The organism is Pseudomonas sp. KB_15, assembly GCF_052114525.1.
Lineage (GTDB): Bacteria > Pseudomonadota > Gammaproteobacteria > Pseudomonadales > Pseudomonadaceae > Aquipseudomonas.
Map to the genome: position 1 here is coordinate 40,160 of NZ_JBFREX010000006.1, position 14,854 is coordinate 55,013.

Consider the following 14,854-nt stretch of genomic DNA (forward strand, 5'->3'; position numbering starts at 1 on the left):
GAACCCTCCCATGCACTACTTCATTTCAGGCAGACGAGCTTCGTTTTTCACTTCGGTCTGGGCGATCGCGTCGGCGGGCAGTACGACCCGTTGTTTGCTCAACAACTGGCCCATGTTCGCCAGGACGCGGTACATCGAAAACTCTTCGGTGTAGCGCACTTCGGTGTAGCGACGGTTGGCGTTGTAGAGTTCGTTTTCACTGTCCAGCAGGTCAAGCAGGGTCCGTTGACCGAGGCCGAACTGATCCTGATAGGCAATGCGTACGCGCTTGCTGGTGTCGGCGTATTCACGGGCGGTCGGGGTTTGTTTCTTGGCATTGACCATGGCGTTCCAGGCCAGGTGAATGTTTTCGTTGAGCTGGCGCAGGGCATTGTTACGGATGTCCATGGCCTGGTTGATCTTGTGCGAGTCAGAGGCCAGGCGCGCCTTGTCGCTGCCGCCGCGGAACAGGTTGTAGTTCATGATCACGCCGACCCGCCATTCGTTGTCATGGCCTTCGTCACCCTGCACGTTGTTGTTCGCGCCCACTGCCGCCTCGGCGTCGAAGCGTGGGTAGAACGGCGACTTGGCGACTTCGTACTGGCTTTCAGCCGATTGCACGTCGGCCTGGGCGGATTTCAGGTAAGGGTTGTTTTCCACCATGCTCTGCTGGGCTTCGGGCAGCGAGGTGGGGACTTCGCCGCGAATCGACGGCGGGGTTTCCAGTTCATCGGGCATGCGCCCCACAACGGCGTAGAAGTTCGACTCGGCATCGGCCAGATCAACTTCGGCGGTGTCGAGGTTGTTTTCTGCCAGTGCCCGGCGAGCCGAGGACTGGTCGGCATCGGCGTTGCTGCCCACACCGCGCTGGGTGCGCAGGCCGATCTGGTCGTTGACCCGCAAGTGCGCTTGCAGGTTGTTCTTGGCCAGTGTCACCAGTTCGCGGCGCTTGAGCACTTCGAGGTAGACCTCGGTGGTGCGCAGGGCCAAGTCCTGAGCCGTACCCTGGGCGTAATAGGCTCGCGAGTTGACCACACCCTGGGTGCGCTGGACTTCATTGGCGGTGTTGAACCCGTCGAAGAGCATTTGCCGCAGGCGCAATTCCGACTGGGTGTAGTTCAAGGTTTCAGTGTTGTGCCCGCTGGGGGTGAGCGCCCGGGTATTGGTGTTATCGCTGTACGCGCGCCCGTAGGCGGCGTTCAGATCAACCGATGGATAATAGCCCCCTTTGGCGACCTTCACGTCCTCATCAGCCGACAGACGGCTGTCCACCCGCGATGCCAGCTCCGGGTGGGTCGCGATGGTGCTCTGGATTGCTTCGGTCAGCGTCATGGCATGAGCCTGGGACGAGCAGGCCATGGCTAAAAGAACCGCGCTGCAGAGGGGGGTTAATAGGCGCATTTACATCTCCCTGATTCCTGATGGTGCTTATCAGTCGCCAATTATTTGACGACTTTTATAGGTAAAGTTGTTTCACCTCTTTAACAAAAGAGCTAAGAACATTCTGGAGCGTAGCTAAGAAATTTTTTTCATAGCGTGTATGCCAAAAAAAACTTATGAGCTCTGCAAAATCCAGCACATTGTTCAATTCGAAAGCCCTTGTTTTATGGGCTCTAGGGCGCTCATCGGGGTTTGAGGAAAGTTCCAATCCACTTATCGACATAGAGCGGAGAAGTGCTGGAGGGGAGGGATGCGAACGATCTGGAGGCGACGGTTTTTTGTCACTTTACTGATTCGAGATCGTTACGCATTGCTCACAGGCAACGTTGTTGCGCACGGGGATCCGATGCCATTGATTGCAGAGGGTTTTTCCCCAAACCGTAAACAGCGCCGTGAGCGACTGGCTGGGCGAGATTGTTGCCGGGGCTGCGGCTTACTCAAGTAAACCGGCACCCGGAACACGATCCGCCAGACAACCCGCTTGAGCCATGCGCACGTTCTTCGCTCAAACAAGGTGCCGACAGCGGTTGGCAGCGGAGGAAGTGCACCATGGCAACGCTCATCGGTATCGTCAGTAAGGTCATCGGCCAGGTGTTCGCGGTTGCGAGCGACGGTACCCGGCGTGCTTTGGTCGAGGGGGACCGGTTGTTCGCCGGCGACCAACTGAACACCGGCGCTGAAGGGGCGGTGGCGGTGCATCTGCAAAATGGCCAGGAACTGACCCTCGGGCGCGGCAGCAGCATGCAGATGACTTCACAGCTGCTCGCCAATCAGATTCCCCATGTGGACTCGCCTGAAGCGGTGACGCCGAGCCAAGCGCAACTGACCGATGTCGAACAGCTGCAAAAAGCCATTGCGGCGGGCGACGACCCGACGCAGACCGCTGAAGCCACCGCTGCCGGGCCTGCCACGACTACCGGTGTGCCGGGCGGCGTTCAGGGCAGTGGCCATAGTTTCGTCCTGCTTGAAGAAGTGGGCGGGCGAGTCGACCCGATCATCGGCTTCCCCACTGCCGGTTTCAATGGCATTCCCGAACTTCCCGAAGAGCGCCTGAACGCTAATCCGGACAACACTGTAGCGGCCGATGCGCCTGTGGTGCCGCCAGTGACACCGGAGGTGCCGAACAATCCGGTCACCTTCAATGGCCTGTCGGAGCAGAATGGCGAGCGGACCGTCAATGAAGCCAACCTGGCCGATGGTTCGGCGAGGAACGAAGGCTTGCTGACACGAAGCGGCACCTTCACCATCAATGCGCCAGACGGGCTGACCAGCCTCAGCATCGGCGGGATCAACTTGATCAGCGGCGGCGTGGCGGCAGGTTTCCCGCAGTCGATCACCTCCCCGCTGGGCGGCACGCTGACCGTCACCAGTTACAACCCGGCCACGGGCGTCGTCAGTTACAGCTACACCCTCAACGGTGCCGAAACCCATGCAAGCGGCGAGGGTGCCAATAGTCTTGTCGAACACGTCACCGTGGTGGCCAGCGACAGCAATGGCGACAGCGCTACCGGTACGCTGGATATCAGCATCACCGACGACGTGCCCAAAGCAGTCGATGACAACAATGGCACTGCCTCGGAAACCCTGCTGACCCTCAACGGCAACGTGTTGAGCAACGACGTGCAAGGCGCTGACCGCGTACCGCTCGGGGAAAACAGCGGGCCSATCACCCCCGGTACCTTCACCGGCACTTACGGCACGTTGGTGCTCAATGCCAATGGCACCTACACCTACACCCTGAACACCAGCGATGCCGATTTCAAAGCGTTGCACGGCGGGGGCGACGGTACGGAAACCTTCACCTATACGCTGACGGACGCCGATGGCGACAGCAGCACCGCCAACCTGGTGCTGCAGATCCATAACAACGATGACCCGATCACGATTGGCGGTTTGAACGCTCAGGGTGGCGAGCTCACCGTCTTCGAGAAAAACCTCAGCGACGGCAGCGCACCGGATGCCACCGYGCTGACCCAGAGCGGCACCTTCACCGTCACCGCCCTCGACGGCGTGACGACACTCACCGTCGGCGGCATCGCCGTGGTCACGGCTGGCGTGGCTGCCGGCTTCCCGCAATCGATCACCACGCCGCTGGGCAGCACCTTGACCGTCACCGGATTCAATGCGGCCACGGGCGTCGTGAGTTACAGCTACACCCTCAACGACAACGAAGCGCACCCGACGGCCAACGACGCCAATAGCCTGCCCGAACAGTTCGCCGTGACCGTGGTCGACGACAACGGCAGCACYGMCACCGGCAGCCTYGAYGTGAACATCGTCGACGACCTGCCGCAAGGCGTGGACGACAGCAACACCAGTACCGCCTCGGAAACCCTGCTGACCCTCAACGGCAACGTGYTGAGCAACGACGTGCAAGGCGCYGACCGCGTACCACTCGGGGAAAACACCGGACCGATCACCCCCGGCACTTTCACCGGGACTTACGGCACCCTGGTGCTSAATGCCAAYGGCACCTACACCTACACCCTSAACACCAGCGATGCCGATTTCAAAGCCCTGCATGGCGGTGGCAATGGCAGCGAATCCTTCACCTACACCCTCACCGATTCGGACGGCGACAGCAGAACCGCSAACCTGGWGCTGCAGATCCACAACAACGATGACCCGATCACGATTGGCGGTTTGAACGCTCAGGGTGGCGAGCTCACCGTCTTCGAGAAAAACCTCAGCGACGGCAGCGCACCGGAYKCCACCGCGCTGACCCAGAGCGGCACCTTCACCGTCACCGCYCTCGACGGCGTGACGACACTCACCGTCGGCGGCATCGCCGTGGTCACGGCTGGCGTGGCTGCCGGCTTCCCGCAATCGATCACCACCCCGCTGGGCAGCACCCTGACCATTACCGGGTTCAATGCGGCCACGGGYGTCGTGAGTTACAGCTACACCCTCAACGACAACGAAGCGCACCCGACGGCCAACGACGCCAATAGCCTGCCCGAACAGTTCGCCGTGACCGTGGTCGACGACAACGGCACCACCGCGACCGGTTCACTGGACGTGAACATCGTCGACGACCTGCCGCAAGGCGTGGACGACAGCAATGGCACCGCCTCGGAAACCCTGCTGACCCTCAACGGCAACGTGCTGAGCAACGACGTGCAAGGCGCCGACCGGGTGACACTCGGGGAAAACACCGGACCGATCACCCCCGGCACTTTCACCGGGACTTACGGCACCCTGGTGCTGAATGCCAACGGCACTTACATCTACACCCTGAACACCAGCGATGCCGATTTCAAAGCCCTGCACGGCGGTGGCGACGGCATCGAGAAGTTCACCTACACGCTCACCGATTCGGACGGCGACAGCAGCACCGCCTACCTGGTGCTGCAGATCCACAACAACGACAATCCGGTGACCCTCAACGGTCTCAACGTGTATGGCGGTGAGCTGACCGTCTACGAAAAGAACCTCAGCGACGGCAGCGCACCGGACTCCACGGCGTTGACCCAGAGCGGCACCTTCACCGTGACCGCGCTGGATGGCGTAACGACCCTGACCGTGGGCGGCATCGCCGTGGTCACGGCTGGCGTGGCCGCCGGCTTCCCGCAATCGATCACCACGCCGCTGGGCAGCACCCTGACCGTCACCGGGTTCAACGCCGCCACCGGCGTCGTGAGTTACAGCTACACCCTCAACGACAACGAAGCCCACCCGACGGCCAACGACGCCAACAGCCTGCCCGAACAGTTCGCCGTGACCGTGGTCGACGACAACGGCAGCACTGCCACCGGTTCACTGGACGTGAACATCGTCGACGACCTGCCGTATGGCGTGGACGACAGCAATGGCACCGCCTCGGAAACCCAGCTGACCCTCAACGGCAACGTGCTGAGCAACGACGTGCAAGGTGCCGACCGCGTACCGCTCGGGGAAAACGCCGGACCGATTACCCCCGGCACCTTTACCGGGACTTACGGCACCCTGGTGCTGAATGCGAACGGTACTTACACCTACACGCTGAACACCAGCGATGCCGATTTCAAAGCCCTGCACGGCGGTGGCGACGGCATCGAGAAGTTCACCTACACGCTCACGGATTCGGACGGTGACACCAGCAGCGCCTACCTGGTGCTGCAGATCCACAACAACGACAATCCGGTGACCCTCARCGGCCTCAACGTGTATGGCGGTGAGCTGACCGTCTACGAAAAAAACCTCAGCGACGGCAGCAACCCCGACGCACCRGCCCTGACCCARAGCGGSACSTTCACCGTSACCGCGCTGGATGGCGTAACKACCCTGACCGTGGGCGGCATCGCCGTGGTCACCGCTGGCGTAGCCACCGGCTTCCCGCAATCGATCACCACGCCGCTGGGCAGCACCCTGACCGTCACCGGATTCAATGCGGCGACCGGGGTCGTCAGTTACAGCTACACCCTCAACGACAACGAAGCGCACCCGACGGCCAACGACGCCAATAGCCTGCCCGAGCAATTCGCCGTGACCGTGGTCGACGACAACGGCACCACCGCGACCGGTTCACTGGACGTGAACATCGTCGACGACCTGCCGTATGGCGTGGACGACAGCAATGGCACCGCCTCGGAAACCCAGCTGACCCTCAACGGCAACGTGCTGAGCAACGACGTGCAAGGTGCCGACCGGGTGACACTCGGGGAAAACGCCGGCCCCATTACCCCCGGCACCTTTACCGGCACTTACGGCACTTTGGTGCTCAACGCCAACGGCACCTACACCTACACCCTCAACACCAGCGATGCCGATTTCAAGGCGTTGCACGGCGGTGGCGACGGCATCGAGAAGTTCACCTACACCCTCACCGATTCGGACGGCGACAGCAGAACCGCCAATCTAGAGCTGCAGATCCACAACAACGATGACCCGATCACGATTGGCGGTTTGAACGCTCAGGGTGGCGAGCTCACCGTCTTCGAGAAAAACCTCAGCGACGGCAGCGCACCGGACTCCACGGCGTTGACCCAGAGCGGGACGTTCACCGTGACCGCGCTGGATGGCGTAACGACCCTGACCGTCGGCGGGATCGCCGTGGTCAGCGCTGGCGTGACCACCGGCTTCCCGCAATCGATCACCACCCCGCTGGGTAGCACCCTGACCATCACCGGGTTCAACGCCGCCACGGGCGTCGTGAGCTACAGCTACACCCTCAACGATAACGAAACCCACCCGACCGCCAACGGCGCCAACAGCCTGCCCGAACAGTTCGCCGTGACCGTGGTCGACGACAACGGCAGCACTGCCACCGGCAGCCTTGATGTGAACATCGTCGACGACCTGCCGTATGGCGTGGACGACAGCAACACCAGTACCGCYTCGGAAACCCTGCTGACCCTCAACGGCAACGTGCTGAGCAATGATGTGCAAGGCGCCGACCGGGTAGCGCTCGGTGAAAACAGCGGGCCGATCACCCCCGGCACTTTCACCGGGACTTATGGCACGTTGGTGCTGAACGCCAATGGCACCTACACCTATACCCTCAACACCAGCGATGCCGATTTCAAAGCCCTGCACGGCGGTGGCGACGGCATCGAGAAGTTCACCTACACCCTCACGGATTCGGACGGCGACAGCAGCAACGCCTACCTGGTGCTGCAGATCCACAACAACGACAATCCGGTGACCCTCAACGGCCTCAACGTGTATGGCGGTGAGCTGACCGTCTACGAAAAAAACCTCAGCGACGGCAGCGCACCGGACTCCACAGCGTTGACCCAGAGCGGCACCTTCACCGTCACCGCGCTGGATGGCGTAACGACCCTGACCGTGGGCGGGATCGCCGTGGTCAGCGCTGGCGTGACCACCGGCTTCCCGCAATCGATYACCACSCCGCTGGGTAGCACCCTGACCATCACCGGATTCAATGCGGCGACGGGCGTCGTGAGTTACAGCTACACCCTCAACGATAACGAAGCCCACCCGACCGCCAACGGCGCCAACAGCCTGCCCGAACAGTTCGCCGTGACCGTGGTCGACGACAACGGCAGCACTGMCACCGGCAGCCTTGATGTGAACATCGTCGACGACCTGCCGTATGGCGTGGACGACAGCAACACCAGTACCGCTTCGGAAACCCTGCTGACCCTCAACGGCAATGTGCTGAGCAATGATGTGCAAGGCGCCGACCGCGTGACACTCGGCGAAAACGCCGGCCCCATTACCCCCGGCACCTTTACCGGSACTTACGGCACYCTGGTGCTSAAYGCSAACGGYACYTACACCTACACCCTCAACACCAGCGATGCCGATTTCAAGGCGTTGCACGGCGGCGGCGACGGCATCGAGAAGTTCACCTACACCCTCACCGATTCGGACGGTGACAGCAGCAACGCCTACCTGGTGCTGCAGATCCACAACAACGATGACCCGATCACGATTGGCGGTTTGAACGTTCAGGGTGGCGAACTCACCGTCTTCGAGAAAAACCTCAGCGACGGCAGCAGCCCCAACGCGTCGGCCCTGACCCAGAGCGGCACCTTCACCGTGAATGCTCTCGATGGCCTGCAAACCCTGACCGTCGGCGGGATCGCCGTGGTCACGGCTGGCGTGACCACCGGCTTCCCGCAATCGATCACCACCCCGCTGGGTAGCACCCTGACCATCACCGGGTTCAACGCCGCCACGGGCGTCGTGAGCTACAGCTACACCCTCAACGATAACGAAGCCCATCCGACGGCCAACGGCGCCAACAGCCTGACCGAGAACTTCAACGTCGTAGCCACCGATACCGATGGCGACAGTGCGACCGGGCAGATCAATGTMAACATCGTCGATGACTTGCCGAGCGCCAAACCTGACTCGTCGTCGGTAGTGGAGGGGGGCACCGTCAACATCAGTGTGCTGGGCAACGACATCAGCGGTGCCGATGGTCCAGCGACGGTGGTCGGCGTGCGAGCCGGTAGCAATACCTCGACGTCGGCCATCGGCGGGTTGGGCAACCAGATCAATGGCACCTATGGCTACCTGACCCTCGATGCCAACGGCAACGCGGTGTATCACAGCAACCAGAACTCGGTCGGCGAGCCGGGGGCCACCGATACGTTTACCTATACCGTGCGTGATTCCGATGGCGATGAAAGCACCACCACCATCACCATCGATGTGGCCAACAGCAACATCAAGGCCAACCCCGATAGCGATGTGACGGTCTACGAAAAAGCCCTCGATCTGAGCAAGGACGGGCAGGACCTGGCCGCCGGTACGGTCACCGGCAGCGACCCGGGTAACACTGGCGAAACCGCGTCCGGCACCCTGGTCGGTTCGGTCACGGGTGCCAGCGGTGCGCTCACCTACACCCTGGTCGGCAGTGCCACCGGTACTTACGGGCAAATCCTGCTCAACCCCGACGGTAGCTACACCTACACCCTGACCTCGGCGCCGAAAACCTCGCCGAATGCCAACGACGGACCGAACAGCCTGAGTGAAAGCTTCACCTACAAAGCCACCGATGCGCTGGGCAACAGCAGCACCAGCACCATCGTGGTCAACATTGTCGATGACGTGCCCAAGGCGGTGGCAACGGATCGCTCGGTGGCGGCAGTGGAGATCGATTCCAACCTGCTGATCGTGCTCGACATCTCCGGCAGCATGGCCGACCCTTCCGGCGTGTCGGGCCTGTCGCGGCTGGAACTGGCCAAACAGGCCATCAGTGCCTTGCTGGATAAATACGACGACCTCGGCGATGTGAAAGTGCAACTCGTCACTTTCAGCAGCAGCGCCACCGACAGGACTTCGATGTGGGTCGATGTTGCGACCGCCAAGACACTGCTGGCCGGCCTCACTGCAAACGGCGGCACCAACTACGACGCGGCCGTGGCGACCATGCAGACCGCGTTCAATACCTCGGGCAAATTGGTCGGCGCGCAAAACGTCGGTTACTTCTTCTCCGACGGCAAGCCCACTGCCGGCCAGGAAATCGGCACTGCCGACGAGACCGCGCTGAAAGCCTTCCTCGATGCCAACAACATCAAGAACTACGCGATCGGCCTGGGCAGCGGCGTGAGCAACGCCAACCTCAATCCACTGGCCTATGACGGCAGCAGTCACACCGACACCAATTCGGTGGTGGTGACCGACCTCAACCAGCTCAACTCGGTGCTATCCGGTACTGTGATCGGCGCACCGGTGACCGGTTCGCTGCTGGGCGAGGGCGGTACCTTCGGCGCCGATGGCGGCTTCATCAAAACCATCACGGTGGACGGCACCACGTACACCTACGATCCGAGCGGCAACAGTAACCAGGGCTCGCTGAATTTCAGCGGCGGGCTCAACCACGGCACGTTCAACACCGTGGACAACACGTTGAGCATTGCCACCAACAACAGCGGTACCTTGCAGATCAATCTCGACACCGGTGAGTACGTCTACATTTCGCAGAAAACCACGTCGGTGTTGATCACCGAAAACATCGCATTCACCGCCAGCGATAACGACGGCGACCTGGCCAGTTCGACGCTGACCGTGAAAGTGATCCCCAACTCACCGCCAGTGGCCACCGATGACCACGTCATCACCAACGTGCTCTCGGGCACCGTCGTGGTGCCGGGCGAACTGTTGCTGGCCAATGACACCGACCCCAACGGCGATCAACTCTCGGCGACACCAACCTCGTTCAACACCGGCTGGATAGCGAAGGGCGCGGACTTCACCGGCACCGGTGCGATCAGCTTCGCCGGCACCAACAGCACCCCCGCCAACCAGAGTCTGGCAGACGTGCGCAATGCCTTTGCGGCCAACGCAGCGACCATGACGGCGCTGCTGGTGATCAGTGGCTATCTCGACAAAGCGAACAGCTCCGATGGCAACAATGAAGACCTCATCACGGTCAAGCTGAAACAGGGTGAGACGCTCAACCTGGATCACAACCTGGCAGCCGGGCACGTCACGATGGAGTATTCGCTCAATGGTGGGGCGTTCGTAAGCATCGCCGATGGCGGCACCATCACCGCAAGCGCGGATGGCACTTACCAGATCCACATGACCAACATCACGAACACCAGTGGCGGCAATACGAATGCGGCGGAAAACTATCAACTGACCATGACCGTCAACTACGCCGGGGCGCACGATGTCACCCCGGACTACCACGGCACCTACACCGCCAACGACAACCATGGCGGCAGCGACTCGGCCAGCCTGACCATCAGCTATCAGAATGGCCACACCCTCACCGGCACCAGCGGGGATGATGCCCTGGTGGCGGGCACGGGCAACAACATCATCAATGCCGGCGACGGCAACGATGTGCTCACCGCCGGCTCTGGCAACAACGAGCTGCATGGCGGTGCCGGTAATGATTTGCTCTTCAGCGGCCCGGGCAATGACATCCTCGATGGCGGCACGGGCATCGACACGGCCAGTTACGCCCACGCCACCGCCGGGGTGACGGTCGACCTCAGCCTGCTCGCTGCGCAGAACACCCTGGGGGCGGGCACGGACACCCTGACCGGTATCGAAAACCTCACCGGTTCGAACTTCAACGACACCCTGAGTGGTGACAACAACAGCAACGTGATCAACGGTGGCCTGGGCAACGACATCCTCAATGGCGGGGGCGGCGATGACTGGCTGATCGGTGGCCTGGGCAACAACACCCTCACCGGCGGGGCGGGAGCCGATACCTTCCAGTGGCTCAAGGGCAACAGTGGTCATGACCTGATCACCGACTTCACGCCCGGCACCGACAAGCTCGATCTGTCGCAACTGTTGCAAGGAGAAAACGGCACCACGGCTTCGCTGGATGACTACCTGCACTTCACCGTCACCGGCAGCGGGCCGTCGACGGTGACCAGCATCGACGTCAGCGCCATGGCCGGTGCCGCCCCGAACCAGACCATCGACTTGGCCGGCGTCAACCTGGCCAGCCATTACGGTGTAACGCCGGGGGCGGGTGGGGTGATCGCGGGCGGGCATGACACGGCGACCATCATCAACGGCATGCTCAACGATCATTCGTTGAAGGTGGATACGGTGTGAGCTGAAAGCCTGGACGAAAAAATCCGTCATTCCTGTGTAAGGGATGGCGGGTTTTAATGGCTTGGTATAAAGGAATGAAAAAACCGCGTTAAGCGGTTTTTTCATTCAATAGTTTCTAACCAGGGCTCTGCCTGGCCACTGGAGTCTTTAACGCTTCCGATGACTGCTTATACGTGCAGTACCCCGGTAGTAATCGTCCAGGGATTAGACTCTGAGTTGTCACCATAGTCTGCCACCGCGATGAATTGATAAGTGGTTTCGTATTCCAGGCGTGTAACCAATCTGGCCCATTTACCCGTATCGTCGGTCGGTTCCGGCCTCGGCTCGGTGACGCCATTGATCTTTAGCTTGATCTGCGCTGACAGGGCCGCATCACCCCTGACAATTACATAGTTGTATGGGGTGTTACCGCTGTCCTCGATCAGGCCGTCCGAATCGTACACACGGGTATTGTGCGGTTTGATGGTGGATTCCACGGTAAAGGTGCGGGGCGGTGCGGTGATTTCCCCATCGCCATAGTCCGCCTTGGCAGCGAGGCTGTAGGCGCCGTCTGTCACATCGAGCAGAATTTTCCAGGCACCATCGCCGGGATCAGCAGTTGCGACGGCATCTTTTATGGGGGCGCCGCCATTGAGTAGCTGAATGCTCTCACCGGGCATGGCATGCCCCTTGATGATCAACTGATTCTTGTCGGTGGTGCCAGCTTCAGGAACAGAAGGGCCGCCTTCGGATTCGAGGACATCATCCAGGCTCAGTTCCACATCCAATACGACGCGGAAGGTGAACGCGCTGGACTCTTTGCCATTGGCGGCCCTGATCTTGATGCTGAAGTTGCCAGCGGTAAGCCCGTCGAAGGGGAGTTTGAACAGCCCGTCACGATCGACAGTGGCTTTCTTGCCTGTGGAGGTGTCGCCGTTGAACGCTTCTACTTCCATACCGGGAGGTGCGTAGCCGGAGAACTCCAGCGAGTCGCCGTCGTAGGTATCGCCATCTTGAATCAGGCCATCCTTGCCAGTGACTTTGTCGATGATCGGCGTCTCGGTCGCCAAAACGAAAATGTACTGTAAGGAAGAACTTTGAGGCGGTTTTTTTTCCAAAGCGTCAAGGCTGTAGCGCTTGAGGCCCGGCAGTGTGAACTGTTTGGTCCAGCCTCCTGAACCATCGCTCGTCACGTCAGTGAATCTGATCTCGTCATCGCGAATCCAGAGCTCCGTAGTTGCGCCGGCCGTACCCTTGAAATTCAGGGTTCTGTCAAAAGTAACGCTGTTTTTGCCAACGAGATTACCGCTGCTGTCTCGGACTTCATCGAAGGTTACTTTCGCTATTGCTTCACTCTGTGTGTTTGGCGTGATTGCCGAGGTTTTCGGGGGTTTAGCGGTCATGATAACTCCGGGTATTGAAAAAGTTTGGGTGCCGGAGTGATTTAAAACCTCGTCAGATAGCCTGCCTACTGTCCTAAGTAACAGGTGCAAGTTGGTTTCAGGTCAATGGTCGAGGTTGCATTGGAGGCCTGGCAAGCTTGGTTTCGGCGGCCCGATCAACCGCCCCATCGCGCCAAAAACACCCAGCTCTCTGATGGCCACCAACTCCCCCGACGTTTCGACCATCTCGGCAATCAGCGGCAAATCAATGCTGTGGGTCGCGCGAAAGATCGCGTCGATGAACACCCGCTTGTCAGTCTGCTCGTCGATGTTGCGAATGTAGGCTCCATCGATTTTCAGGTACGCCAAGCCCAAATGGGTGAGGTTGCCGATCTGGCTGAAGCGGCCGCCAAAGTGTTGCAGGCCGATTCGATAGCCGGTGTTCAGCAGGCTGTGACTCAAACGCTGCAGTTCTTCGGGGGACGGCAACTGGCGCTCATCGATTTCCAGGGTCAGGAGCGGCGCCAGTTCCGGTAGGGAGTCGAGCAGGTCGAGGATTGTTCGCCATTGCACCGGGTCGCGCAGGGTGCTCCCGGACAGGCTCAGTGCCAAGGGCCTGCGGTTGGCCACCAGGTCGTCCAGCGTGGCCTCGAGCATCGTCAGGTCGAAGCGTGCCGACCAGCCGAGACGCTCGATCCACGGCAGGAAATGCCCGGCGGCAATCGCCTCGCCCTGTGGGTCGAGCAGGCGTGCGAGCACTTTGTGATGCAGCACCTGGCGGGTGTCGACGCATTGCACGACGGGCTGGAAGTACAGCTGCATTTTTCCCTCGGTCAAGGCATCGTCAATCCAGGTGCGCCAATCGTGCTGGGAGTGATTCGGCGCGGTGTCACGGTGGCCCAAATACACCCAGGGTCGTTCGGGATGCTGCCGGGACTCCGTCAGTGCCTGGTCAAGGCGCAGGAGTACGGTGCTGACCGGCTCACCGGGTCGGTAGGCGACCACGCCCAGATGGGCGACGGGCATGCAATCGCTGGCGCCGGTCAGGCGCAGGTTCTCCAGGCTGGCGCTGACATCGGCGGCCAGGCGCGCAGCGCTTTCGGCGTCCAGACCCGGTGTCAACAGGCTGAATTCGCCACCACGATTGCGCGCCGCCAGCCAGGTGCGACGTTCCGGCAGTTGAGTCAGGCGTTTGAGCAATTCGCCTACGGCACAGATCAGTGCGTCAGTCCGTTGGCCGCCCAGTCTCTGGTTGAGCCCGTTCAGGTCATTGATCCGCAACATCAACAAATGGCCATCGCGGCTCTGTTCGCACACCCGTAAATGGTCGGCCAGTTGCTCGTCGAGCAGGCGCCGGTTGGCCAGGCCGGTAAGGCTGTCCAGATAGGATTCGGCCCGCAGTTTTTCGCTGCGTGCAGCCTCTTCGACGAAGAGCGCCTTGAGTTTCTCGACCATCTGGTTCATCGCCAGCACCACCCGTTTCAATTCCGGTGTCCGTGGCAGTTTCAGCAGGCTGAGAAACTCGCGTTTACTGATGGCCTCAGCTTGTCGGACCATGCTGTCGAGTGGGCGAAATTGCCTGCGCAGCATCCATCCTCCAATCACGGCACTGAACAGCCCGCACAACAGCAACCAGATCAGACTGCCGAGGGTACTGTCCCAGAGCTTGGCCAGGGCGAATTGCGGATTGCTCAGCACTTCGACCCGTGCCAGTTGTTCCCAGCCACGCATGATCAAGGCGTCGCCACCTTCCGGGCGCAGGTCGACCAGGTTGACGAACCAGTCAGGCACACCGTCGATTTTCGTCGGAGCGCTGCGTTCCACCAGGGGTTGCTGATCCTTGAGCCTGATGACGCGAATGCTGCTGAAATAGCCGCTGTCGAAAATAGAACTGACCATCAGCTCCATCATTGCCAGGTCATCGACCTGTGCTGTCAGCGACAACCCCAGCGCGGTGGCCGCGTCCTGGGCGTGGGCGCGCAGCTGACTGAGCGTTTGCTCGCGGGAGCTTTCCAGGCTGGCATAAAAACTGCCGCTGAACGCCACCAGCAGGAACAGGCAGATGGCCAGGAACAACTGTTTACGCAGTGTCATATATC

The 14,854-nt window shown here is 60.8% G+C and carries 4 protein-coding genes; 1 reads left to right on the forward strand and 3 read right to left on the reverse strand.

The genetic code is table 11. The annotated features are described in order from the left end of the window. Nucleotides 1-15: 15 nt before the first annotated feature. Nucleotides 16-1,380: a TolC family outer membrane protein gene (locus AB4Z35_RS09590; protein ID WP_442096810.1), complete on the reverse strand. Its 1,365-nt coding sequence runs from the start codon at nucleotides 1,378-1,380 to the stop codon at nucleotides 16-18. A gap of 588 nt (nucleotides 1,381-1,968) precedes the next feature. Here AB4Z35_RS09590 and AB4Z35_RS09595 point away from each other — a divergent pair. Beyond that, nucleotides 1,969-11,394 carry a retention module-containing protein gene (locus tag AB4Z35_RS09595; protein ID WP_442096811.1) on the forward strand — a complete coding sequence of 3,142 codons (9,426 nt, stop codon included), beginning with the start codon at nucleotides 1,969-1,971 and terminating at the stop codon, nucleotides 11,392-11,394. 167 nt (nucleotides 11,395-11,561) lie between these two features. Here AB4Z35_RS09595 and AB4Z35_RS09600 read toward each other — a convergent pair whose 3' ends face one another. Both AB4Z35_RS09600 and lapD read right to left on the reverse strand, forming a co-directional pair. Further along, on the reverse strand, nucleotides 11,562-12,776 hold the full coding sequence (locus tag AB4Z35_RS09600) for a carboxypeptidase regulatory-like domain-containing protein (RefSeq protein ID WP_442096812.1): 1,215 nt from the start codon (nucleotides 12,774-12,776) through the stop codon (nucleotides 11,562-11,564). Between the two features lie 102 nt (nucleotides 12,777-12,878). Further along, on the reverse strand, nucleotides 12,879-14,849 hold the full coding sequence (gene lapD, locus AB4Z35_RS09605; protein ID WP_442096813.1) for a cyclic di-GMP receptor LapD: 1,971 nt from the start codon (nucleotides 14,847-14,849) through the stop codon (nucleotides 12,879-12,881). Nucleotides 14,850-14,854 lie beyond the last annotated feature (5 nt).